The organism is Pantoea sp. Ft-CA_14 (assembly GCF_024520875.1).
Classification (GTDB): domain Bacteria; phylum Pseudomonadota; class Gammaproteobacteria; order Enterobacterales; family Enterobacteriaceae; genus Pantoea; species Pantoea agglomerans.
In genome coordinates, this window is the sequence record NZ_JALNPM010000018.1 from 38,582 (window position 1) to 61,546 (window position 22,965).

A 22,965-nucleotide genomic window follows, 5' to 3' on the forward strand; every position below is an offset into this window, starting at 1 on the left:
AGAGGCGCGGCGCCCTCTCTTCACCCCGGTTAAGTAGTTGACTGAATTCAGATAACCCTTATAAATCATAAGGTTTAAACACGGTCGCCCATGCCTTCTGTAAAAGGGTGTCCAACTGGAAATAAAGGAGTAGTCCATTGGGGGTATATAGCGACCCCGCTTCACCGGTAAGATAGGCTCTCCGCCCGCTCAGGGCTGGCGTATGTGACAGGAACAGGAGCCATTGTGACGGCAGAGAAATTTACGCTTTTATTGATCGACGACCATCCCATGCTGCGCAACGGCCTGAAGCAGCTGATTGCTCTGGATGAAAGACTGCAGGTGGTTGCCGAAGCGGGTAATGGCATTGATGGCCTGGCGCTGGCACAGCAGCATGATCCCGACCTGATCCTGCTTGATCTTAATATGCCAGGTCTGAACGGACTGGATACCCTGACCCAGCTGCGTGAGATAGCCCTTTCTGGCCGGGTAGTGGTGTTCAGCGTTTCAGATAATGAAGAGGATGTGGTCAGCGCGTTGAAGCGCGGCGCTGATGGTTATCTGCTGAAAGATATGGAACCGGAAGCCTTACTGAAAGCGCTGCATCAGGCTGCTGCCGGTCAGATCGTGCTGAGCGAGGCGTTAACCCCGATTCTGGTCGCCCGGTTGCGTGAAGCGCAGCCTGCTCAGACGCGCGACATCAATCAGCTGACCCGGCGCGAGCGCGATATTCTGCAACTGATCAGCGACGGGATGACCAATAAAGCGATTGCCCGCAAGCTGGCCATCAGTGAAAGCACGGTCAAGGTTCACGTTAAATATCTGCTGAAAAAGATGAACCTTAAATCCCGACTTGAAGCCGCCGTCTGGGCGCTGCAGAACGGGCTGCACTGACCTTTCCCCCTTCCCGATGCGGCGCAGTGCCGTCCTGCCGGCCATAAACTGCCGCAGAAATCGCGAGCCGCCTCGCAGCCCCGCATCAGCGTCATGAGAACAGGCACTTTTTTGTCGCCAGCCGCCGCCACATTTGCCAGGATGCCTGTCAGGTTACACCCGGTCAGGATCGCGGCTGTGCATCACGCTGGCATATGCCCTGCCCTATTCGTTATCATCTGATTATCCTGCGCGCCTGGAATCCCTTTCGGTTTCATGGGCGTTGACCGCCAGAAATTTACCGCATTAAAAATGAGCTAAAACCTTATGCAAGAGCCAACCGAAAAGGACTTTCCTTCCCACACGCCGATGATGCAGCAGTACCTGCGTCTCAAGGCGGAGCATCCTGACATTCTGCTGTTTTACCGTATGGGTGACTTCTACGAGCTGTTTTATGACGACGCAAAACGTGCCTCGCAGCTGCTGGAGATTTCACTCACCAAGCGCGGTGCGTCAGCGGGCGAACCGATTCCGATGGCGGGTGTGCCCTATCATGCGGTTGAAGGTTACCTGGCTAAACTGGTGCAGCTGGGCGAATCCGTTGCCATCTGCGAGCAGATAGGCGATCCGGCGCTGAGCAAAGGCCCGGTCGAACGCAAAGTGGTGCGCATCGTTACCCCAGGTACCATCAGTGATGAGGCGCTGTTGCAGGAGCGGCACGACAATCTGCTGGCGGCAATTGTGCAAAGCCCGCGCGGTTTTGGCTACGCCACGCTGGATATCAGCTCAGGCCGTTTTCGCCTCAGCGAACCTGCCGATGCTGAAACCATGGCGGCAGAACTGCAGCGCACCAATCCGGCGGAGCTGCTCTACCCCGAAGATTTCCAGGCGATGTCGCTGATCGATCAGCGACGCGGCCTGCGACGCCGTCCGCTGTGGGAGTTTGAGATCGACACCGCGCGCCAGCAGCTGAACCTGCAGTTCGGCACCCGCGATCTCAATGGCTTCGGCGTGGAGAATGCGCACCTTGGACTGAGCGCGGCGGGCTGCCTGCTGCAGTATGTTAAAGATACCCAGCGCACCACGCTGCCCCACATTCGCTCGCTGAGCATGGAGCGGCAGCAGGACAGCATCATCATGGATGCGGCCACCCGCCGTAATCTGGAGATCACCCAGAACCTGGCAGGCGGCACTGACAACACCTTAGCGGCGGTGCTGGATAAAACGGTCACCCCGATGGGTAGCCGGATGCTGAAACGCTGGCTGCATATGCCGCTGCGCGATGCGCGCATCATTAACCAGCGTCAGGAGTCGATTGCTGAGCTGCAAAATCTCAGCGACGTGCTGCAACCGGTGCTGCGTCAGGTCGGCGATCTGGAGCGAATCCTGGCTCGCCTGGCCCTGCGCACCGCACGTCCGCGCGATCTGGCTCGCATGCGTCATGCGTTTCAGCAACTGCCGGAACTTAACCAGCTGCTGGCCGATGTTGAGGCACCGCAGTTGCAAAAGCTGCGCACGCAGATGGGCGAGTTCACTGCGTTACGTGAGCTGCTGGAACAGGCGGTGATTGAGTCACCGCCGGTGCTGATCCGCGACGGCGGAGTCATTGCGCCCGGCTACAACGCGGAGCTGGATGAGTGGCGCGCACTGGCAGATGGCGCAACCGACTATCTAGACCGGCTGGAGATCCGCGAACGCGAGAAGCTGGGACTGGATACCCTGAAGGTCGGCTTTAACGGCGTGCATGGTTATTACATCCAGGTAAGCCGCGGACAGAGCCATCAGGTACCGATGCACTATGTGCGTCGTCAGACCCTGAAAAATGCTGAACGCTATATCATTCCGGAGCTGAAAGAGTACGAAGACAAAGTACTCACCTCCAAAGGTAAAGCGCTGTCGCTGGAAAAAAGCCTGTATGAGGCGCTGTTCGATCAGTTGCTGCCGCATCTTGAAGCGCTGCAGCTGAGTGCCGCCGCGCTGGCAGAGCTGGATGTGTTAAGCAACCTGGCTGAACGCGCCTGGTCCCTGAACTATTGCCGCCCGGTATTGCAGGATAAAGCCGGGATTAAAATCAGCGGCGGACGCCATCCGGTGGTGGAACAGGTTCTGAAAGAGCCGTTTATTGCCAACCCACTGTCACTGGCACCCCAGCGCAGAATGCTGATTATTACCGGCCCCAATATGGGCGGTAAAAGTACCTATATGCGCCAGGCGGCGCTGATTGCGCTGATGGCATGGATTGGCAGTTTTGTTCCTGCCGATGAGACGCTGATCGGCCCGCTGGATCGCATCTTTACCCGTGTCGGTGCCGCTGACGATCTCGCCTCCGGGCGCTCGACCTTTATGGTTGAGATGACCGAAACCGCTAACATCCTGCACAACGCCACCGAAAACAGCCTGGTGCTGATGGATGAGATTGGACGCGGAACATCCACCTACGACGGTTTATCGCTCGCCTGGGCCTGCGCCGAAAACCTGGCGAACCGTATCAAGGCGATGACGCTGTTTGCCACCCATTACTTCGAGCTGACAACCCTGCCGGAAAAAATGGAAGGCGTGGTCAACGTCCATCTGGATGCCGTTGAGCATGGCGACACGATCGCCTTTATGCACAGCGTCCAGGAGGGTGCGGCAAGTAAGAGCTATGGTCTGGCGGTGGCGGCGCTGGCCGGCGTACCCAAAGAGGTGATTAAGCGGGCGCGCAATAAGCTGAAGGAACTTGAGACCGTTTCAAACCACTCCGCGTCATCGACGGTCGATGGCTCTCAGCTGCCGCTGCTGGTTGAAGAGACCTCGCCTGCCATGGAGGCGCTTGAGGCGCTGGATCCGGATACGCTGACACCGCGTCAGGCACTCGACTGGATTTATCGTCTTAAATCGCTGGTCTGATATTACATCCCTTACATCGCACCGCGTTAATGCGCGGTGCGATGCTTGCTCGCCCGCAAATCACTTTTCTGCAGACATAAAAAAAGCGATGGTTTTCACCATCGCTTTTCGCATTCAAACTCAGATTTACTGTTAACGATTATTCACGAAACAGTGCTTCAATGCTGAGGCCCTGCGCCTGCAGGATTTCACGCAGACGGCGTAAACCTTCAACCTGAATCTGGCGTACACGCTCGCGGGTTAAGCCGATTTCACGACCCACATCCTCAAGTGTTGCCGCTTCATAGCCCAACAGGCCGAAACGACGTGCCAGCACTTCACGCTGCTTGGCGTTCAGTTCGAACAGCCATTTAACGATGCTTTGTTTCATATCATCGTCCTGCGTGGTGTCTTCCGGTCCGTTGTCTTTCTCATCGGCCAGAATATCCAGCAGCGCTTTTTCAGAATCACCGCCTAATGGCGTATCAACCGAGGTAATGCGTTCGTTGAGACGTAACATGCGGCTTACGTCATCAACCGGTTTATCAAGCTGCTCTGCGATCTCTTCCGCACTCGGCTCATGGTCGAGCTTGTGGGAAAGTTCACGCGCAGTACGCAGATAAACATTCAGTTCTTTCACAATGTGAATCGGCAGACGGATGGTACGGGTTTGATTCATGATCGCCCGTTCAATAGTCTGACGAATCCACCAGGTGGCGTACGTTGAGAAACGGAACCCGCGCTCCGGGTCAAATTTCTCTACGGCGCGAATCAGGCCGAGGTTACCTTCTTCAATCAGGTCCAGCAGAGCTAAACCACGATTGCTGTAACGACGAGCGATTTTCACCACCAGGCGTAAGTTACTTTCGATCATACGGCGACGGGAAGGGATATCACCCCGCAATGCACGGCGCGCGAAGAAGACTTCTTCCTCTGCCGTTAACAACGGAGAATAGCCAATCTCCCCGAGATAGAGCTGCGTCGCATCTAACACACGTTGCGTCGCACCCTGTGATAGCAACTCTTCTTCCGCTACGTCGCTATCACTGGCTTCATTTTCAACGAGTGCCTTCTCGTCAAAAATTTCAGCTCCGTTCTCATCGAATTCCGCGTTCTCATGTAACTCGTTTACTTTCAGCGTATTCTGGCTCATAAGCGGCTCCTACCCGTGATTCCAGGGCAGAACATAAACCTGTTTTGTTCTGCCGGATTATCGCTGCGGTAAATAACGCAACGGGTTTACGGATTTCCCCTTGTAACGAATTTCAAAGTGTAATCTGACTGAACTGGTTCCGGTGCTACCCATGGTAGCGATCTTTTGCCCCGCCTTAACTTCCTGTTGTTCCCGGACCAGCATTGTATCGTTGTGGGCGTAGGCGCTCAGGTAATCATCGTTGTGTTTAATGATGATTAAATTACCGTAACCCCGGAGTGCGTTACCTGCGTAAACCACTCGTCCTGAAGCAGTGGCGACCACAGATTGTCCGCGCGTCCCGGCGATATCGATACCTTTATTGCCACCTTCGGCGGCAGAGAAGTTATCGATGATCTTCCCGTCAGTCGGCCAGCGCCAGCTTCCGACCGGCGTTGAACTGTTGGTTGTACTGCTAACCGTTGGGGGTGCGGTAACGACTGGAGCTGTTGTCGTTGCAACATTTGCTCCATTCGAAGGCAACATTTTGCTGCCACCCGAATTACCTGAATCATCAGAATACGTAATAACAGGTTGCTGTGCAACAGCAGGCGATTTAATTTGTGGCGCCGCCGGAACGCCGCCCTGCGTTGCATCAGCAACGGTAATGGGATTGCCGCCAGTAATCGGCTGACCCGACCCATTGCCAATCTGCAAAGTTTGTCCGACATTCAGGCCATATGGCGCCGGAACATTGTTGCGCTGGGCTAAATCACGGAAATCGTTGCCGGTAATCCAGGCGATGTAAAACAATGTGTCGCCACGCTTAACGGTATAAGTTTCACCGGAGTAGCTACCCTTAGGAATGTTCTGATAACTGCGATTGTAAACAATCCGGCCATTCTGCGTCTCAACATTGCTGTTGGTACTAATCATTCCACCACTAGCGGGGGCAGATGCTGAATTTTTGCTTAACATTTGTCCCTGGGCTGGCGTGGCAGGAACGCCGCCTGAACTCATGTCTGCTCCAGACTGGTTAGTGTTCATGCCACCATTGTCGCCAACGCGACTGATGGGTGCCTGTGAGTTGTCGCTGGAGCTACAGCCTGCCAGCCAAAAACCTACCAGTGAAAGCGCCGCCAGACGGCGTAACTGAAAAAGTGTGCTTCCCGTGCTCATTAATCCCCCGTGATGGCAACTCTGATCTATCTGTTTCACTGTATCTGCCAGCAGGATACTCTGCGCGGCGCGATAAAATCTGCGTTTTCGATGAATAAACTGGATAGTAACAACATCAGGTACGTGGTGCTATGAAACAGTTGTGAAGAAATACGAAGAGGGTCAGGCCAGATCGCCCTGCACCAGCGGGACAAAACGCACTGGTTCGATGGTCTCTTCCATCACCTCTTCGCCCTGACGACGCAGGCGCTTCAGTACCTGCTGATCTTCACCAACCGGCAGCACCATGATGCCGCCTTCTGCCAGTTGTGCTATCAGCGCAATCGGAATTTCAGGCGGTGCAGCCGTGACGATGATGGCATCGAAGGGGCCACGTGAAGGCCAGCCCTGCCAGCCATCACCATGACGGGTTGAGACATTATGCAGATCCAGCTGTTTCAGACGGCGCTTGGCCTGCCACTGCAGCCCTTTGATGCGTTCCACTGAATAAACATGGTCCACCAGGTGGGCAAGAATCGCCGTCTGATAACCTGAACCCGTACCAATCTCCAGCACACGCGAATGCGGATTAAGTCCGAGCAGCGCGGTCATCCGCGCGACCATGTAGGGCTGTGATATCGTCTGACCGGAGCCGATGGGCAAGGCAACATTGTCCCAGGCTTTATGCTCGAACGCTTCGTCGATAAAACGTTCGCGCGGCACCTCGCTGATGGCTTTCAGCAGGTTTTCATCATCGATGCCCTGCTGACGCAGTTGTGACAGCAACGTCTCAATACGCCGATTCACCATGCCAGGTTCACCTCAGCTTTAGCCAGCCAGTCACTAAGCACGTTCTGCGCGCTGTGCGCCGTTAAATCGACATGGAGTGCCGTGACAGAGACGTAGCCCTGATCCACGGCGGCGAAGTCCGTATCGGGGCCCGCATCCAGTTTTTCGCCTGGCGGACCAATCCAGTAGAGTGTATTGCCACGCGGATCCTGCTGCGCAATCACCTGATCCGCCGGATGGCGACTGCCACAGCGCGTCACGCGGATGCCTTTGAGTTCAGACAACGGCAGATCGGGAACGTTGATATTGAGAATGCGGCCGGTGCGCAGCGGTTCATGCGTCAGCGCCCTGAGGAGCGCGCAGGTCACGGCCGCCGCGGTGGCGTAGTGCTGATGGCCATTGAGCGAAACCGCGATAGCCGGTAAGCCAAGATGTCGCCCTTCCATCGATGCCGCCACCGTGCCGGAGTAGATCACATCATCGCCCAGATTGGGGCCGGCATTGATGCCCGACACCACAATGTCGGGACGCGGCTGCATCAGCGCATTCACCCCCAGATAGACGCAGTCGGTCGGCGTCCCCATCTGGACGGCGATATCGCCGTTTTCATGGGTGAAGGTGCGCAGAGGCGTTTCCAGCGTTAATGAGTTCGAGGCACCGCTTCGGTTACGATCGGGGGCAACAACCTGCACGTCAGCAATCTGCCGCAGGGCTTTCGCCAGAGTCTGAATGCCTGGCGCATGAATGCCGTCATCGTTACTGAGCAATATCCGCATTTCGTTCTGACCTTTTTTTATTCGACTGGTCGCCGTGACGGAACCTGTTTTAACGGCATGGCAACAGGTGAGGAATGGACGGCGATTTTTGCATTCTAGCGAGGCGCGCAAGGAAGTGGTAGGCGTAAATCACACGACGGTGGGGGTTTGCCGCAACATTACCCACACTGCGGGTCAGGTTGCGGCGAAGATTACTCATCAATCTGATCGGGCGAGTCCGCGTGGGTCAGCAGCTCCCGGACCACGCTGGTGGCAAAGCTGCCCGCTGGCAGCCAGAATGCCAGTTCCAGCGTGACATCATCCCACCAGCTCCACTGCATATCGCGCGGCACCATCAACATAGCACGGCGTGCAGCATCGACCTTTTCACGTTCAATCAGTCCCAGCAGCAGCGTCTCATCAGCCAGCGCCTGCTGTTCAAAGGCCAGCGCGTCAGCCTGCGGGCCAGGCTCGCCCCGTCCCGGCAGCGGCGCGGTGATGCGCAGCTCATGCTGCTCAACCCGGCGCTGTGACTCTGCCAGTTCATCAGGCTGGGCGACAAACCAGCTGCCTCGTCCGGTCAGCTGCAACGCATCGCCGTTGAGCACCTGAGTCAGCCCACCCTGCTGTTGCAGACGCGCACTGGTCACCTGATTAAACAGCGCACTGCGCGCGGCAGAGAGCATCAGGCTGCGCTTGTTGCGGTCGCGAATAATGATCTCATTGCGCGCCCACTTTTCAGCCATCACCAGGTTATTGCCGCCGCGGCCAAAGCGCTGTTCACCAAAATAGTTGGGCACGCCCGCATCGCGAATCTGCGCCAGACGCATTTCAACCGCATCACGGTCACTGATCTGGCGGATGATCAGCCGGAACGCGTTCCCCGCCAGTGCGCCGATGCGCAGCTTACGTTTGTGGCGCACCGCCTGCAGAATCTCGACCCCTTCCAGCTCAAAACCGCGCAGATCGGGCATCGCATTACCCGGCAGGCGAAAACAGAGAGTCTGTTCCGTCACCGCATGGCGATCTTTCATTCCGGCATAACTCATGTCGCGCTGATGAATACCGAGATACTTCGCCAGTGCCTCAGCCACAAAGCGGGTATTTGCCCCCACTTTACGGATACGCACCAGCAGGTGCTCACCTTCACCATCCGCGCCATAACCGAGATCCTCAACCACCACGAAATCTTCCGGATTGGCTTTGATCACGCCGGAGGCCACGGGTGTGCCGTGCAGGTAATTCAGCATCATTGGCTGTCAGCTTTCAGGACTAACGCCACCGCTTCACAGGCGATGCCTTCGCCGCGCCCGGTAAAGCCCAGCTTTTCGGTGGTGGTCGCTTTGACGTTGACCGCATCCATATGGCAGCCCAGATCTTCTGCAATATTGATCCGCATCTGTGGCACGTGCGGCAGCATTTTCGGTGCCTGAGCAATAATCGTGACGTCGACATTACCGATGCGATAGCCTTTGGCTTCGATACGGCGCCAGGCCTCACGCAGCAGGCCGCGGCTGTCCGCCCCTTTAAAGGCCGGATCGGTGTCAGGAAACAGCTTGCCGATATCGCCCATCGCCACTGCGCCCAGCAGCGCGTCAGTCAGCGCATGCAGTGCCACATCGCCATCCGAATGGGCGATAAAACCCTGCTCAAACGGGATCCGCACACCGCCAATCACTAACGGACCCTCTCCGCCAAAGGCGTGAACGTCAAAACCGTGACCGATACGCATCATGCGCTCTCCTTTAATTGAATCTGACTCAGATAAAAAGCCGCCAGCGCCAGATCTTCTGGCCGGGTGACTTTGATGTTATCACTGCGTCCGCTGACTAACAGCGGGTGGTAGCCGCAATACTCCAGCGCCGAGGCTTCATCGGTGATGGTCGCGCCTTCTGCCAGCGCCCGCGTCAGGCAGGCGGTGAGCAGCGCATGAGGGAAAAATTGCGGCGTTAAGGCGTGCCAGAGATCGTCGCGCTCTACGGTATGGGCCACCGCGGCTTTGCCCGGCTCGCCCCGTTTCATGGTGTCACGCACTGGCGCGGCCAGAATCCCGCCAACGTGGCTCTGTTCACGCACGTTGAGCAGTTGCTGGAGATCGTCGGGATGCAGACAGGGACGCGCGGCATCATGGACCAGCACCCAGGCGGAACCCTGTGCGGCCTGCAATCCGGCCAGCACCGATTCGGCGCGGGTCTCTCCGCCTGTTACCCTGAGCACGCGCGGATCGCGTGCCAGCGGCAGTGAAGCGAAGTGCTGGTCATCAGGACTGAGGGCGACAATCACCTGTTTGATAGCGGGATGGGAAAACAGACGCGCAATGCTGTGTTCCAGAAGGGTGTGCTGACCAATCGTCAGATACTGCTTCGGACAGGTTGCCTGCATGCGGCTGCCGATCCCGGCAGCGGGCACCACGGCAATCACATCCGCAAGGGAGGCCAGAGTGTTCATGTTTTATCGTTGTTGGTTAAGCGCTGCTTGTTGCGCGTTGCGTTTGTTCTGGTCAGGCACCAGACGATAGAAAGTCTCACCGGGCTTAATCATGCCCAGTTCATTGCGTGCACGCTCCTCGATCGCTTCCGAGCCGCCATTGAGATCGTCAATTTCGGCAAACAGCTGATCGTTTCGCGATTTCAGTTTGGCATTGTTTGCCTGTTGCACCGCGACATCATCATTGACGCGCGTATAGTCATGGATGCCATTTTTCCCCAGCCACAACGAATATTGCAGCCAGCCAAGCAGCACCAATAACAGTAACGTCAGTTTTCCCATCCCGCCCCCTAAAAACGGCCCAATCATCCCATAACTTTGCACAGGACTCCACACCAGCGGAGAAAATGGCGCGCTTTGCTGCGCGTCTGCGCAAAATATGAATCAGTACCGATTCAGACAGGAAAAGATTTGTAACCTGCCGATGCGTTTGCACATCAGCGCGGGCGCACTGAGGGCTTACCAGCCAGAGAGAAAAGAGAACATTAACCAGAAGAGCGTGACCACCATGATCACCGTGGCGAGCGCGGCCCACAGCCACTGTCCACTCAGCAGCGTATTCAGCGCGATACCCGTGACCACCGCAACCGGCAGCAGCGCCAGAAAGAATGGCCAGGTATAAAGAAAGAAGAACAGCGTGTTAGAGCCGAACAGCAGGAAAGGAATCGCCAGCGCGCACCAGTAAGCGAGAAAGCCGATAACGCCGCCCGGCAGCAATGAGCGCGGCTCATCCGGGGAGGAGTCATCTTTTCGAGCGAGCATTGGGGTAATGTTCTGCATAGGCATCCTGTTGGCGCGAGGGCGGCAAATCAGAAACGATTTGCCGCTGTCTCTTCAGGATTTGATGATATCGCGGTCACGCAGCAGGTCTAACAATTGGGCGGCGAGTTTTGTAACCAATTGTTCGCCATCCAGCTGGATTTCCGGGCTATCGGGCGCCTCATAGACGCTGTCGATGCCGGTGAAATTACGCAGTTCACCGGCGCGCGCTTTGCGATACAACCCTTTCGGATCACGCACTTCACACACGGCTAACGGCGTATCGACAAATACCTCGATAAACTGTCCCGGCTCCAGCAGATCGCGCACCATCTGACGCTCGGCGCGATGCGGCGAAATAAAGGCAGTGAGCACCACGAGTCCGGCATCCACCATCAGTTTCGCCACTTCACCGACGCGACGGATATTCTCTTTACGGTCATCATCGCTGAAACCGAGGTCACGACAGAGGCCGTGACGCACATTGTCACCATCCAGCAGATAGGTGCTGACGCCGATGCGGTGCAGCGCCTGCTCCAGCGCACCGGCAACGGTGGATTTCCCCGAGCCCGAAAGGCCGGTGAACCACAGCACCACGCCCTGATGGCCATGCTGCTGTTCGCGTGAGGCGCGTGTCACCGGATGATCATGCCACACCACGTTATCGTCGTGCTGAGCCATTACTGACCGCCCAGCAGGTCGCGCGCATTCCAGTGTGGGAAGTGGCGGCGCACCAGCGCATTCAGTTCCAGCTCAAACGCGCTGAACTCGCCGGTATTAACCGGGGCATCATGGTTTGGCTGATGGATCATGCCGGCACCCACGGTGACGTTGCTCAGGCGATCGATAAAGATCATGCCGCCGGTTACCGGGTTCTGCTGATAGCTGTCGAGCACCATCGGTTCATCAAAGGTGATCTCAATGCGACCGATACCGTTCAGCGGCAGCGTATCGACCTGACGCGTCTCCAGTGAGTTGATCTCGACCTGATGCAGCACCTTCTCTACCCGGCCACGGGTTTTCTTACCGGCGATTTTCAGGTCATAACTCTGACCGGCCTGCAGCGGCTGTTCTGCCATCCAGACCACGTCAACGCTGGCAGACTGAACCGCTGCCAGCTCTTCACTGGCATCCACCAGCAGATCGCCACGGCTGATATCAATCTCATCCTGCAGCACCAGGGTAATCGCTTCGCCTGCACCCGCTTCCTGCAGATCGCCATCGAAGGTCACAATGCGGGCAATGGTCGACTCCACGCCAGAAGGCAGCACTTTAACGCGCTGGCCTACCTGCACGCTGCCCGACGCCAGGGTGCCGGCATAGCCACGAAAATCGAGGTTCGGACGGTTGACATACTGCACCGGGAAACGCATCGGCTGATGATCGACGACGCGCTTCAGCTCCACGGTCTCCAGCACATCCAGCAGCGTCGGGCCGCTATACCACGGCATGGTCTGACTGGCAGAAGCGACGTTATCCCCTTCCAGCGCCGACATCGGCACAAAGCGGATATCGAGGTCTTCCGGCAGCTGCGCAGCAAAGTCGAGGTAATCCTGTTTGATCTGTTCGAAGCGCTCCTGATTGTACTCCACCAGATCCATCTTATTGATCGCCACCACCAGGTGTTTGATCCCCAGCAGCGTCGAGATAAAGCTGTGGCGGCGGGTCTGATCCAGTACGCCTTTACGCGCATCGATCAGCAGGATCGCCAGATCGCAGGTTGACGCGCCGGTCGCCATGTTACGGGTGTACTGCTCATGTCCCGGCGTGTCGGCGATAATAAATTTACGCTTTTCGGTCGAGAAGTAGCGGTAGGCCACATCAATGGTAATGCCCTGCTCACGCTCAGCCTGCAGACCATCCACCAGCAGCGCCAGATCGAGCTTCTCGCCCTGGGTGCCGTGACGTTTGCTGTCGTTGTGCAGCGATGAGAGCTGATCTTCATAGATCTGACGGGTGTCGTGTAGCAGACGTCCAATCAGGGTACTTTTTCCGTCGTCAACGCTGCCGCAGGTCAGAAAACGCAGCAGGCTCTTGTGTTGTTGCGTGGTCAGCCAGGCTTCAACGCCGCCCTGGTCGGCAATCTGTTGTGCAATTACGGTATTCATCTGGCGTCTCCTTAGAAATAACCCTGGCGTTTTTTCAGTTCCATCGAACCGGACTGATCGCGATCGATCATGCGGCCCTGACGCTCGCTGGTGGTGGAAACCAGCATCTCTTCGATGATCTCCGGCAGCGTCTGCGCCTCGGACTCTACCGCGCCGGTCAGCGGCCAGCAGCCGAGCGTACGGAAACGGACCATCCGTTCGGTGATCTCTTCACCCGGCTGCAGGTTGATGCGATCGTCATCGATCATCATCAGCATGCCATCACGCTCCAGCACCGGACGCGGTGCGGCGAGATAGAGCGGCACGATCTCGATGTTTTCCAGGAAGATGTACTGCCAGATATCCAGTTCGGTCCAGTTCGACAGCGGGAAGACGCGGATGCTTTCACCCTTGTTGATCTGACCGTTGTAGTTGTGCCACAGCTCAGGGCGCTGGTTTTTCGGATCCCAGCGATGGAAGCGGTCACGGAATGAGTAGATACGCTCTTTGGCGCGTGACTTCTCTTCATCACGACGTGCGCCGCCAAAGGCCGCATCAAAACCATATTTGTTCAGCGCCTGCTTCAGCCCTTCGGTTTTCATGATGTCAGTGTGTTTGGCACTGCCGTGAACAAAGGGGTTGATGCCCATCGCCACGCCTTCCGGGTTGCGGTGAACCAGCAACTCTGCGCCCATCGCTTTCACGGTGCGATCGCGAAATTCGTACATTTCACGGAATTTCCAGCCGGTATCCACATGCAGCAATGGGAACGGCAACGTGCCTGGGTAGAAGGCTTTACGCGCCAGATGGAGCATGACCGAGGAGTCTTTGCCGATGGAGTACATCATCACCGGATTGCTGAACTCCGCCGCCACTTCGCGAATGATGTGGATACTCTCCGCCTCCAGCTGACGCAGATGAGTGAGTCGTTTTTGGTCCATGATTTTCCCTCAAGCCAGATTGACAACGGCGGACTCGCGAGCCCCCTGCTGTGCTGAATGTTTAAACCAGGCGAGTTGCCCGTGCAGATTAACCACCTCTCCGATCACCAGCAGCGCCGGAGTGGGTGCCGAGGCGGCCAGCGCCTCAAGTTGTTCTAAGGTGCCGGTCAGCACCTGTTGATCCTGACGGGTGCCGCGACTGATCACCGCCACCGGCGTTGATGGCGCGCGACCGTGCTGAATCAGCGCCTCGCTGATGGCAGCGGCTTTAACGGTTCCCATGTAGATCGCCAGCGTCTGACGCGCACGCGCCAGCGATGGCCAGTCAATGTCATCCCCATCGGGACGGCAGTGACCGGTAATAAACATCACGCTCTGCGCGTAGTCACGGTGGGTCAGCGGAATACCGGCATAAGCCGTCGCACCGGCTGCCGCGGTGACGCCCGGCACCACCTGGAACGGCACACCCGCCTGCTGAGCCGCCTGCAGCTCTTCGCCGCCGCGGCCAAAGATAAAGGGATCGCCGCCCTTGAGGCGCACGACGCGCTTGCCTTTCAGCGCCAGTGAAACCAGCATCTGATTGATCTCTTCCTGCGGCAACGTGTGCGCGCTGGCCCGTTTGCCGACGCAGATGCGATCGGCATCGCGGCGCACCAGATCCAGCACCTCTTCGCTGACCAGATGGTCGTAGAGCACCACATCGGCTAACTGCATCACCTGCAGGCCACGCAGCGTCAGCAGACCGCTGTCGCCCGGCCCGGCGCCCACCAGAAAGATCTCGCCCTGACGGGTCGGCTCTTCCTGCAGTTCGCGGTCCAGCGTGCGTTTCGCCTCTTCGACGTTACCGGCAGACATCTCACTGGCGAACCGGCCGTCGAAAGCGCGTTCCCAGAAGCGCCGACGGTCAGACATGCGGCTGAAGCGCTGTTTGACTTTATCGCGCCAGAGTCCGGCCACTTCAGCCATCTGACCCAGACTGGCAGGCAGCAGCGTTTCGATTTTTTCGCGCAGCATGCGTGCCAGCACCGGTGCGGTGCCGCTGGAGGAGATCGCCACCACCAGCGGTGAGCGGTCAACAATCGAGGGGAAGATAAAGGTGCATTTTGGCTGGTCATCCACCACGTTAACCAGCTTATGCCGCGCATTGGCGGCTTCAAACACCTGGGTGTTGAGATGGTTGTCGTCGGTGGCGGCAATCACCAGGAAAACGCCATCCAGCTGGGCCGGGTCAAATTCGGTCGCCAGCCACTCCAGCTCCTGCTTATCCAGCAGTGCCTGCAGTTCAGGGCAGAGTTCACGAGATGCGATCAGAACGCGCGCGCGTGCACGGCGCAGCAGTTCAATTTTTCGCGCCGCAATATCTCCCCCGCCGACAACCAGAACCGGGCGGCCAGAAAGATCGGCAAAAAGAGGCAAATAGTCCACGTTAACCCTGATGTTTTAACTTTGTATTAACGCGACTATACGTCGCTGGGTTTATCCAGATGAAATTACGAATTGGAATGAGTAGTTACCGAATGGAATAACGACGCCGCAAAGCACAGAACAATTTGGTCTTAGCAGATGAAATTTAATGGCTTTTTCGTGAACAGGCTCACATATTGAAAGCCACACCTGCGGCAGCAAAAGCAGATAAGTGCCAGCGATAATGGTCCGTTACGCCTTTCGGTAGTGACAGCGCCCGATTCCACTAACAAAGTCACGGGACAAAAAGGATATAATGCGCGCGGCATGGCTGGCCCTGGTCCCCATGCGGAACGGCTCCCGAATAATGAAAAAGGATGCACTATGTTTTATTCCCTCCGCTTGAGGGTAGCGACAATTTTATTTGGCGCACTCATTTCTCCGCTGGCTCTGGCCACTCCGCCTGGCCAGTTTGCCGAACAGCAGGTCCGGCACATCGCCACCTTGTTTCCTGGCCGGATGAGCGGCAGCCCGGCTGAGCTGATGGCAGCCGACTACCTGCAACAGCAATTTACCGCGCTGGGGTATAAGACCAATACCCGCCAGTTCAGGACCGGCTATAAGTGGCAGGAAGAGGACGGCACGCAGCGCTGGCATAAGCTCACGGCAACCTCGGTGATTGCCGCGCGTGCAGGCAGCGTGCCGCAGGAGATTCTGATCGTGGCACATCTGGATACCTGGACGCCGCAAAATAGCAGCCAGGCCCAGCACAACCTGGGCGGCTTACGCCTGCAGGGCGTCGATGATAATGCTTCGGGTCTTGGCGTAATGCTGGAGCTGGCGCAGCAGCTGAGCCGCAAACCGCTGCATTACGGCATACGCTTTGTGGCGCTGAGCGCCGGAGAGGCGGATCTGCACGGCATGGATGATTATGTTGAGCGGATGAGCACGCGTGAGAAGAAGAATACCCTGCTGGTCATCGATCTGAATAGCCTGATCACCGGCGATCATCTCTATTTTAACAGCGGCATGAATACGCCCCGGGCGGTGCGCAAGCAGACCAGCGAACGAGCCCTGTTACTGGCACGCCAGCAGGGCATTCCCGCCGCCAGTCATCAGCTGAACCGTAAAGATTTTGACGCTCTTAATGCCTTCGACAAGGCGGGCTTTCCGCTGCTGGATGTGACCGCCAGCAACTGGACGCTGGGTAATAAAGATGGTGCGCTGCAGCGTCATCGTAGTCCCCACTTTCCTGATGGCGTTACCCGCCATCAGACTGACCTGGATAATCTGAGCTATCTCGACCGCTGGCTGCCGGGGCAGATAACCTTGCGAACCCGCGACAGCGTTCGCGTGCTGCTGCCGCTGCTCAGTGAACTGACCAATCCCAAAGTGTAAGGATCTGACATGTACGTGGTCTTTCTGAATTACGTTCGTCCGGTAGAAGAAGTTGAAGCGCTGCTGGCAGCCCATATCGAATGGCTGGATCGCTATTTTGACGCGGGCTTTTTTATTGCAGCGGGACGTAAAGATCCGCGCACGGGCGGCATGTTACTGGTCAGGGAGATGGAACGAGAAGAGCTGGATGCAATTTTAGCGGAAGATCCGTTTGTCACGGTGGCAGAGTATGAGGTGACGAAAGTGAATGTGACCCGTGCAGCAGAGGCGTTTGCCGGATTAAAAGGCGCTTAGCTTTCCGCCTGACTGCAGCCAAAAACTTCTCTCCCTGTGTGCGGGGAGAGAAGTCCTGCGTCAGCCTTCGTGCAGACCACACTCGCGCTTGAGGCCGAAGAAGCGCGTCTCTTCTTCTGCCATACCCGGCTCCCACTTGCGGGTGGTATGGGTATCGCCCACCGATAGATAGCCTTCATCCCACAGCGGATGGTACTTCAGCTTATGCTGCTCCAGATACTGATGAATCTGGCGGTTATCCCAGTCGATAATCGGCAGCAGCTTAAAGACGCCACGCTGGACGCCCAGCACCGGCAGATTCGCCCGGCTGCCCGACTGGTCGCGGCGCAATCCGGCAAACCAGGTCTGCGCGCCCAGGGTTTCAATGGCGCGATTCATCGGCTCAACTTTGTTGATCTCGTTATATTTCTCAATCCCCTCGACGCCCTGCTCCCACAGTTTGCCGTAGCGCGCTTCCTGCCAGGCCGGTGAGGTTTCGGCACGGAACACTTTAAGGTTGAGATTGAGCTGGTCCGCCAGCTCATCAATAAAACGATAGGTCTCCGGGAACAGATAGCCGGTGTCGGTCAGGATCACCGGAATATCGGGCTGCAGACGCGTCACCAGATGCAGCGACACCGCGGCCTGAATACCGAAACTGGAGGAGAGCACATAGGCACCCGGCAGATTCTCCAGCGCCCAGCTGACCCGCTCTTCCGCAGATGACTTCTCCAGCTGCGCATTGGTCGCGGCCAGCGCCATAGCACGCTGGACTTTGGACATCTCATTCAGTGCTGCGAGGTCGGGGTGACTCATTTTGCTTCCTCCCAAAAATCGCGTGCCGGGTCCAGCACCGGCGCAACAATGCCCGCGCGGATGGTGAAGTCACCAAAGCCTTCAGCGGCCTGGCGCTCAGTGGCCCAGCGTCCCACCAGCTCATCAATGGTGGCGAGAATTTCGCTTTCGTTAATGTTTTCACGGTACATGCGGGGAATACGCGTTCCGCTGCGGTTTCCACCCAGATGCAGGTTGTAGCGACCTGGCGCTTTACCCACCAGCCCCAGCTCAGCCAGCATGGCACGGCCACACCCATTGGGACAACCGGTAACGCGTAACACTATGTGCTCATCGCCAACGCCATGCGCATGCATGATCCCTTCTACTTTGGTCACGAAGGCAGGCAGGAAGCGCTCGGCTTCTGCCATCGCCAGCGGACAGGTCGGGAACGCCACGCAGGCCATCGAGTTTTCGCGCTGTGCCGTAACGTGATCCATCAGACCATGTTCGCGCGCGATTGCTTCGATCTGCGCTTTTTCGCTTTCCGGCACGCCCGCCACAATCAGGTTCTGGTTAGCGGTCAGGCGGAAATCGCCCTGATGAATTTTCGCAATTTCAGCGATGCCGCTTTTCAGCGGTCGGCCCGGATAGTCGAGCAGGCGACCATTTTCGATAAACAGCGTCAGGTGCCATTTGTTGTCGATGCCTTTAATCCAGCCAATGCGATCGCCACGGGTGGTGAACTCATAAGGACGGATCGGCTCAAACGTCACGCCTGCCCGTTTTTCAACTTCGGCTTTAAAGGTCTCGACGCCAACGCGTTCCAGCGTGTACTTGGTTTTGGCGTTTTTACGGTCGGTGCGGTTGCCCCAGTCGCGCTGCGTCGTGACCACCGCCTCGGCAACGTTGAGGATCTTCTCCACCGGGAAATAGCCAAACTCGCTGGCGGTGCGCGCATAGGTCGCTTTGTTACCGTGCTCAATCGACAGCCCGCCACCCACCAGCAGGTTAAAGCCCACCAGCTTGCCGTGCTCGGCGACAGCGACAAAGTTCAGATCGTTGGCGTGCAGATCCACGTCGTTATGCGGCGGGATCACCACAGTAGTTTTGAATTTACGCGGCAGATACGTTTCACCGAGGATCGGCTCTTCGTCGGTGGTGGCGACTTTTTCTTTATCCCACCAGATCTCCGCATAGGCACGGGTGCGTGGCAGCAGATGCTCAGAGAGTTTCTTCGCCCACTCATACGCTTCCTGATGCAGCTCCGACTCAACCGGGTTCGACGTACAGAGCACGTTACGGTTGACGTCGTTGGCGGTCGCCAGCGCATCCAGCCCCACTTCATGCAGCATCTGATGCGTCGGCTTAACGTTCTTCTTCAGAATGCCGTGAAACTGGAAGGTCTGACGGTTAGTCAGACGGATGCTGCCATAGATGGTTTTATCGGTGGCAAATTTGTCGATAGCCAGCCACTGAGTCGGCGTAATGATGCCGCCCGGCAACCGGCAACGCAGCATCATGGCGTGGCGCGGCTCCAGCTTCTGCTCAGCACGTTCGGCACGAATATCGCGATCGTCCTGCTGGTACATGCCGTGAAAACGGATCAGCAGGAAGTTGTCGCCGGTAAAACCGCCGGTCAGACCCTCTTCCAGATCTTCTTTAATGGTGCCGCGCAGATAGTTGCTCTGCTTCTTCAGACGCTCAGCGTCTGCTAATTTGCCTTCTACAACCAGCGGTCCAGGGTGTTTATCGCTCATTAGTAAACGTCTCGCTGATAACGGCGCTCAATGCGCAGCTCACTTAAAAATTCGTCGGCCGTTTCACGATCCATTCCGCCGTGTTCGACCACCACATCCAGCAATGCCTGCTCGACGTCTTTTGCCATACGATTCGCGTCGCCACAGACATAAAGATGCGCGCCCTCTTCAATCCAGCGCCACACTTCGGCCCCTTTCGCGCGGATCTTATCCTGTACGTAAATCTTCTCTGCCTGATCGCGTGACCAGGCGAGGTCGATATGAGTCAGCAGACCATCTTTCACATATTTCTGCCACTCCACCTGATAGAGGAAATCGTCGGTGAAGTGCGGATTACCAAAGAATAGCCAGTTTTTGCCGCTGGCATCGTCGTTGTCGCGCTGCTGCATAAAGGCGCGGAACGGCGCGATGCCGGTGCCCGGACCAATCATGATCACTGGCGCATCCGGATTAGCCGGCAGGCGGAAGTTGTCGTTGTGTTCGATGAAGACCCGGACTTCGCCCTCTTCTTCGATGCGATCGGCCAGCCAGGTCGATGCACCGCCGCCACGCTGGCGACCTTCAATATCAAAGCGAACGGCACCGACGGTGATATGCACTTCGGTATCGGTTTCAGCCTGCGAAGAGGCGATAGAGTAGAGTCGCGGCGTCAGCGGTCGCAGCAGGCCGGTCAGCTGTTCAGCGCTGAGTTCAGACGGTGCCAGGCGCACCATATCCACAATCGGATAGTGCTGCGCATAGTGCTGCAGCCTGGCTTTATCATCCACCAGTGAGAGCAACTCCGCGTTGCGTGACAGCTGGGCATACTGCGCCACGATCTGCGCGGTGTTAACCGTCAGCTCGAAATGCTTTAGCAGCGCCTCCGCCAGCGGCAGGGTTTTCCCCTGAACCTCTACCGGCTCATCGCCTTTCAGCCAGACCAGCTCCAGCAGTTCGCTGACCAGCGCCGCATCGTTCTCATACCAGACGCCCAGCGCATCGCCAGGCTGGTAGCGCAGACCGGAATCGCCCAGATCGATTTCGATATGGCGCACATCTTTATCTGAGTCCCGTCCGGTAATTTTCTGATTCACCGCCAGACTCGCGCTGAGCGGCGACTCTTTAGTATAGGGGCTGGTGGTGACTTCGTTGACGCTGCCGGCTGCTGTCGCCGCAGCCTGCGCCGGGGATTCAGTGGGAACGCGTTTCTTGAGAATTTCCGTCAGTGCATTGCGCCAGGCGGCGGCCTGCTCCGCATACTCAACATCTGCATCGACGCGATCCAGCAGACGCTCGCCGCCCAGCTCCGCCAGTCGGCTGTCAAAATCTTTACCCGCCTGACTGAAGAATTCATAAGAGGTGTCGCCCAGGCCAAACACTGCGAAGGCGGCACCCTCCATTTTCGGTGCCTTTTTCGACATCAGGAATTTATGCAGCGCCACCGCCTCTTCTGGCGGTTCGCCTTCGCCCTGGGTGGAGGTTACAACCACCAGCATTTTTTCCTGGCCAATCTGTTTGAACTTGTAATCACCGGCATTCACCAGGTTTACGTTCAGCTTTGCGGCCAGCAGGTCATCACGCAACTGCTCAGCCAGACGACGTGCGTTGCCGGTCTGGGAAGCGGAAAGCAGCGTAATGGCGGGCGCTTCGGCCGGAGCCGGAGCAGATGCAGTGCTGGCGACGGCGCTACCCGGGGTCTGTTCCACCCTGCCCCAGAAATAGCCTGACAGCCACGCCAGTTGAGTCGGGGAATAATCTGTCGTCGCCGCCTGTAAGCGAGCGAGTTGTTCCGGGGAGAGCGGAAGCATTGAACCAGGTGCCTGAGTCGTCATCGCGTTAAAAATTCCAGTATCAGAAGTCCGGACCGTAAAATGGCGGAAGAGTGCGTAGGTTACCGGTCCGTATATTAACGATTAAATACACCTTCGACATATCAAATAACCAAAATGACTAAATGGTTTTCCAGGTAGGAATAATCGTTAAAAGTGGTAAGCAAAGCGGTGATATATCAGTTAATTAGCTGGACGACACTGTATAAACGCGCAGGAAAAGGTTCGGTTTGTGCGGTTCGGGTGCGAAAAAAGCGGTAATCAGGTAGAATTCAGCGGTTTTTTAATGTCTGAGAACCATTATGTCTACCACCTTGTTTAAAGAGTTCCAGTTCGAAGCCGCGCATCATCTACCGAATGTGCCGGCCGGACACAAATGTGGCCGTCTGCACGGTCATTCGTTCCTGGTTCGTCTGGAGATTACCGGCGAAGTGGATGCGCATACCGGCTGGGTTATGGATTTTGCTGAGCTGAAGGCGGCGTTTAAGCCTGTCTACAATCGGCTGGACCACTACTATCTGAATGATATTCCCGGCCTGGAAAATCCCACCAGCGAAGTGCTGGCGAAATGGATCTGGGATCAGATGAAGCCGCAACTGCCGCTGCTTAGCGCGGTGATGATCAAAGAAACCTGCACCGCAGGCTGCGTTTACCGCGGCTAACCCTGTCGGATCGAACCCTTCGATCCGACGCGGCTTTTCTCTCCGTCCTGCCTCTGACGCTCAACACTTCCCTGTGGTTAACGGCTCATTGCGTGCCGCTTTATCAGGATCAGGCGATATTGAGATATTTATGGGTCTGCATCGACAGACGCCAGTTACGAGCAATGCAGGTCTCAATACAGAGCCGGGTTGCATCATCTTTGCGGCTGATTGGCTGCAGGGCGATGATACGCGCTTTGGTGTCATCAATGCCTGCCAGCAGCCGATCCAGCGCTTCCACATCACGCTCGCGCGCCACCGGATGCTTGATTTCATCGGCCCGGCTCAGCGCCTGGGGCAGAACATCGTAGCCGCCGCGCATGTTGACCTTCGGCGAGACGGTCACCCAGGTCCGTTCGGAACAGTGAATCTCGTGGGTTCCGCTGGTCTCAATCTGGCACTGGAAACCGTGCTGCTCCAGCGCAGTGGTTAACGGACGCAGATCGTAAATCGCCGGTTCACCACCGGTGATGACCACATGACGCGCCGTCCAGCCCTGCTGCGCAATGGCACTCACCAGGGTCGCCGCGTCGGCATCACCCCAGGCGTCGCTTTCCACCGTCTTGATCAAAATATCGCCCAGCGACGTTTCCCGATCTGTCCGCTTTTCCCAGGTGTGTTTGGTATCGCACCAGCTACAGCCCACCGGGCATCCCTGCAAACGAATGAAAATGGCAGGCACGCCGGTGTAATAACCTTCGCCCTGCAGTGTCTGGAACATTTCGTTAATCGGGTATTGCATTACGGACTCGCTTGAAAAAAACAGGGCGCTGATTATGGCAGATTTGCCGCGCAGCTCAACCACGCGTTGTGCCTTTTCTCCGCGCCGGACAAAACACAAATGAGGGGCTTCAGACGGCTGACAGGCTCAGAACGTGGATGGCCAGGACCGAAGAGCAAAGCGTCCCGCGCTCAGGACAAAAACGCCGGAAGCGTTTTTGAACAACGCAAAACGTTGTCCCGGTAACGGGCGTACCTCAGGGATGAGGTGCGTAATCGCGCGGACCCGGCCGGCAGAG

At 57.0% G+C, this 22,965-nt stretch carries 22 protein-coding genes; 5 read left to right on the forward strand and 17 right to left on the reverse strand.

Annotated features, from left to right (window positions below; translation table 11 throughout):
• Positions 1–225 precede the first annotated feature (225 nt).
• Both narL and mutS read left to right on the forward strand, forming a co-directional pair.
• The gene (narL, locus tag NR195_RS21135) at positions 226–873 is read left to right on the forward strand and encodes a two-component system response regulator NarL (protein WP_010248531.1); all 648 of its coding nucleotides are present in this window, start codon (positions 226–228) and stop codon (positions 871–873) included.
• A gap of 306 nt (positions 874–1,179) precedes the next feature.
• Complete coding sequence (gene mutS, locus NR195_RS21140) at positions 1,180–3,741, forward strand: DNA mismatch repair protein MutS (RefSeq protein ID WP_010248533.1); 2,562 nt, start codon at positions 1,180–1,182, stop codon at positions 3,739–3,741.
• A gap of 139 nt (positions 3,742–3,880) precedes the next feature.
• Here the strand turns inward: mutS and rpoS are convergent, their stop codons facing one another.
• The 13 genes from rpoS to cysG all read right to left on the reverse strand — a co-directional run bounded on the left by rpoS (position 3,881) and on the right by cysG (position 15,253).
• Entirely contained in the window at positions 3,881–4,873 is a 993-nt protein-coding gene (gene rpoS / locus NR195_RS21145) for an RNA polymerase sigma factor RpoS (protein ID WP_003849090.1), read from the reverse strand.
• A gap of 57 nt (positions 4,874–4,930) precedes the next feature.
• On the reverse strand, positions 4,931–6,031 hold the full coding sequence (gene nlpD, locus NR195_RS21150; RefSeq protein WP_010248535.1) for a murein hydrolase activator NlpD: 1,101 nt from the start codon (positions 6,029–6,031) through the stop codon (positions 4,931–4,933).
• Between the two features lie 162 nt (positions 6,032–6,193).
• The gene (locus NR195_RS21155) at positions 6,194–6,820 is read right to left on the reverse strand and encodes a protein-L-isoaspartate(D-aspartate) O-methyltransferase (RefSeq protein ID WP_010248537.1); all 627 of its coding nucleotides are present in this window, start codon (positions 6,818–6,820) and stop codon (positions 6,194–6,196) included.
• Positions 6,814–7,575, reverse strand: coding sequence for a 5'/3'-nucleotidase SurE (gene surE, locus NR195_RS21160; RefSeq protein WP_256844881.1), 762 nt, complete (start codon positions 7,573–7,575; stop codon positions 6,814–6,816). Before surE ends, NR195_RS21155 begins: the two co-directional genes overlap by 7 nt.
• Before the next feature lie 191 nt (positions 7,576–7,766).
• Positions 7,767–8,807 (reverse strand): tRNA pseudouridine(13) synthase TruD, encoded by a 1,041-nt coding sequence (gene truD, locus NR195_RS21165; protein ID WP_122889666.1) that lies wholly within the window; start codon positions 8,805–8,807, stop codon positions 7,767–7,769.
• Positions 8,804–9,286, reverse strand: a complete 483-nt coding sequence (ispF, locus tag NR195_RS21170; protein ID WP_010248541.1) for a 2-C-methyl-D-erythritol 2,4-cyclodiphosphate synthase — start codon at positions 9,284–9,286, stop codon at positions 8,804–8,806. The genes truD and ispF overlap by 4 nt, the downstream gene beginning before the upstream one ends.
• Positions 9,286–10,002: a 2-C-methyl-D-erythritol 4-phosphate cytidylyltransferase gene (gene ispD, locus NR195_RS21175; protein ID WP_010248543.1), complete on the reverse strand. Its 717-nt coding sequence runs from the start codon at positions 10,000–10,002 to the stop codon at positions 9,286–9,288. Before ispD ends, ispF begins: the two co-directional genes overlap by 1 nt.
• 3 nt (positions 10,003–10,005) lie before the next feature.
• Entirely contained in the window at positions 10,006–10,323 is a 318-nt protein-coding gene (ftsB, locus tag NR195_RS21180) for a cell division protein FtsB (protein ID WP_010248545.1), read from the reverse strand.
• A gap of 177 nt (positions 10,324–10,500) precedes the next feature.
• Complete coding sequence (locus NR195_RS21185; protein WP_010248547.1) at positions 10,501–10,821, reverse strand: DUF3561 family protein; 321 nt, start codon at positions 10,819–10,821, stop codon at positions 10,501–10,503.
• Between the two features lie 54 nt (positions 10,822–10,875).
• Positions 10,876–11,481 carry an adenylyl-sulfate kinase gene (gene cysC / locus NR195_RS21190; protein ID WP_061703047.1) on the reverse strand — a complete coding sequence of 202 codons (606 nt, stop codon included), beginning with the start codon at positions 11,479–11,481 and terminating at the stop codon, positions 10,876–10,878.
• Positions 11,481–12,908: a sulfate adenylyltransferase subunit CysN gene (cysN, locus tag NR195_RS21195; RefSeq protein WP_010248552.1), complete on the reverse strand. Its 1,428-nt coding sequence runs from the start codon at positions 12,906–12,908 to the stop codon at positions 11,481–11,483. The genes cysC and cysN overlap by 1 nt, the downstream gene beginning before the upstream one ends.
• An 11-nt stretch (positions 12,909–12,919) precedes the next feature.
• Positions 12,920–13,828, reverse strand: coding sequence for a sulfate adenylyltransferase subunit CysD (gene cysD, locus NR195_RS21200; RefSeq protein ID WP_010248554.1), 909 nt, complete (start codon positions 13,826–13,828; stop codon positions 12,920–12,922).
• A 9-nt stretch (positions 13,829–13,837) separates the two neighbouring features.
• Complete coding sequence (cysG, locus tag NR195_RS21205) at positions 13,838–15,253, reverse strand: siroheme synthase CysG (protein ID WP_010672131.1); 1,416 nt, start codon at positions 15,251–15,253, stop codon at positions 13,838–13,840.
• A gap of 363 nt (positions 15,254–15,616) precedes the next feature.
• Here cysG and NR195_RS21210 point away from each other — a divergent pair, with 363 nt between their 5' ends.
• Positions 15,617–16,630 carry an aminopeptidase gene (locus NR195_RS21210; RefSeq protein ID WP_010672132.1) on the forward strand — a complete coding sequence of 338 codons (1,014 nt, stop codon included), beginning with the start codon at positions 15,617–15,619 and terminating at the stop codon, positions 16,628–16,630.
• Between the two features lie 9 nt (positions 16,631–16,639).
• The gene (locus tag NR195_RS21215; RefSeq protein ID WP_010248560.1) at positions 16,640–16,924 is read left to right on the forward strand and encodes a YciI family protein; all 285 of its coding nucleotides are present in this window, start codon (positions 16,640–16,642) and stop codon (positions 16,922–16,924) included.
• Between the two features lie 60 nt (positions 16,925–16,984).
• On the opposite strand, the gene NR195_RS21220 is transcribed toward NR195_RS21215, so the two are convergent.
• From NR195_RS21220 to cysJ, 3 genes are read right to left on the reverse strand one after another with little or no spacing between them, the layout of a single operon-like run.
• Complete coding sequence (locus NR195_RS21220; RefSeq protein WP_010672133.1) at positions 16,985–17,719, reverse strand: phosphoadenylyl-sulfate reductase; 735 nt, start codon at positions 17,717–17,719, stop codon at positions 16,985–16,987.
• Positions 17,716–19,437 carry an assimilatory sulfite reductase (NADPH) hemoprotein subunit gene (gene cysI, locus NR195_RS21225; RefSeq protein WP_256844882.1) on the reverse strand — a complete coding sequence of 574 codons (1,722 nt, stop codon included), beginning with the start codon at positions 19,435–19,437 and terminating at the stop codon, positions 17,716–17,718. The genes NR195_RS21220 and cysI overlap by 4 nt, the downstream gene beginning before the upstream one ends.
• Positions 19,437–21,248, reverse strand: a complete 1,812-nt coding sequence (cysJ, locus tag NR195_RS21230; RefSeq protein WP_256844883.1) for an NADPH-dependent assimilatory sulfite reductase flavoprotein subunit — start codon at positions 21,246–21,248, stop codon at positions 19,437–19,439. The genes cysI and cysJ overlap by 1 nt, the downstream gene beginning before the upstream one ends.
• A gap of 299 nt (positions 21,249–21,547) precedes the next feature.
• On the opposite strand from cysJ, the gene queD reads away from it, so the two are divergent.
• The gene (queD, locus tag NR195_RS21235; protein ID WP_010248568.1) at positions 21,548–21,907 is read left to right on the forward strand and encodes a 6-carboxytetrahydropterin synthase QueD; all 360 of its coding nucleotides are present in this window, start codon (positions 21,548–21,550) and stop codon (positions 21,905–21,907) included.
• Positions 21,908–22,016: 109 nt separating this feature from the next.
• Here the strand turns inward: queD and queE are convergent, their stop codons facing one another.
• Positions 22,017–22,688 (reverse strand): 7-carboxy-7-deazaguanine synthase QueE, encoded by a 672-nt coding sequence (queE, locus tag NR195_RS21240; protein WP_010248569.1) that lies wholly within the window; start codon positions 22,686–22,688, stop codon positions 22,017–22,019.
• Positions 22,689–22,965 lie beyond the last annotated feature (277 nt).

Bases quoted from the DNA above. Each gene is read 5' to 3' on its own strand.
- mutS (WP_010248533.1), top strand. From the start codon at position 1,180: ATGCAAGAGCCAACCGAAAAGGACTTTCCTTCCCACACGCCGATGATG.
- rpoS (WP_003849090.1), bottom strand. From the start codon at position 4,873: ATGAGCCAGAATACGCTGAAAGTAAACGAGTTACATGAGAACGCGGAA.
- nlpD (WP_010248535.1), bottom strand. From the start codon at position 6,031: ATGAGCACGGGAAGCACACTTTTTCAGTTACGCCGTCTGGCGGCGCTT.
- NR195_RS21155 (WP_010248537.1), bottom strand. From the start codon at position 6,820: ATGGTGAATCGGCGTATTGAGACGTTGCTGTCACAACTGCGTCAGCAG.
- surE (WP_256844881.1), bottom strand. From the start codon at position 7,575: ATGCGGATATTGCTCAGTAACGATGACGGCATTCATGCGCCAGGCATT.
- truD (WP_122889666.1), bottom strand. From the start codon at position 8,807: ATGATGCTGAATTACCTGCACGGCACACCCGTGGCCTCCGGCGTGATC.
- ispF (WP_010248541.1), bottom strand. From the start codon at position 9,286: ATGCGTATCGGTCACGGTTTTGACGTTCACGCCTTTGGCGGAGAGGGT.
- ispD (WP_010248543.1), bottom strand. From the start codon at position 10,002: ATGAACACTCTGGCCTCCCTTGCGGATGTGATTGCCGTGGTGCCCGCT.
- ftsB (WP_010248545.1), bottom strand. From the start codon at position 10,323: ATGGGAAAACTGACGTTACTGTTATTGGTGCTGCTTGGCTGGCTGCAA.
- NR195_RS21185 (WP_010248547.1), bottom strand. From the start codon at position 10,821: ATGCAGAACATTACCCCAATGCTCGCTCGAAAAGATGACTCCTCCCCG.
- cysC (WP_061703047.1), bottom strand. From the start codon at position 11,481: ATGGCTCAGCACGACGATAACGTGGTGTGGCATGATCATCCGGTGACA.
- cysN (WP_010248552.1), bottom strand. From the start codon at position 12,908: ATGAATACCGTAATTGCACAACAGATTGCCGACCAGGGCGGCGTTGAA.
- cysD (WP_010248554.1), bottom strand. From the start codon at position 13,828: ATGGACCAAAAACGACTCACTCATCTGCGTCAGCTGGAGGCGGAGAGT.
- NR195_RS21210 (WP_010672132.1), top strand. From the start codon at position 15,617: ATGTTTTATTCCCTCCGCTTGAGGGTAGCGACAATTTTATTTGGCGCA.
- NR195_RS21215 (WP_010248560.1), top strand. From the start codon at position 16,640: ATGTACGTGGTCTTTCTGAATTACGTTCGTCCGGTAGAAGAAGTTGAA.
- NR195_RS21220 (WP_010672133.1), bottom strand. From the start codon at position 17,719: ATGAGTCACCCCGACCTCGCAGCACTGAATGAGATGTCCAAAGTCCAG.
- cysI (WP_256844882.1), bottom strand. From the start codon at position 19,437: ATGAGCGATAAACACCCTGGACCGCTGGTTGTAGAAGGCAAATTAGCA.
- cysJ (WP_256844883.1), bottom strand. From the start codon at position 21,248: ATGACGACTCAGGCACCTGGTTCAATGCTTCCGCTCTCCCCGGAACAA.
- queD (WP_010248568.1), top strand. From the start codon at position 21,548: ATGTCTACCACCTTGTTTAAAGAGTTCCAGTTCGAAGCCGCGCATCAT.
- queE (WP_010248569.1), bottom strand. From the start codon at position 22,688: ATGCAATACCCGATTAACGAAATGTTCCAGACACTGCAGGGCGAAGGT.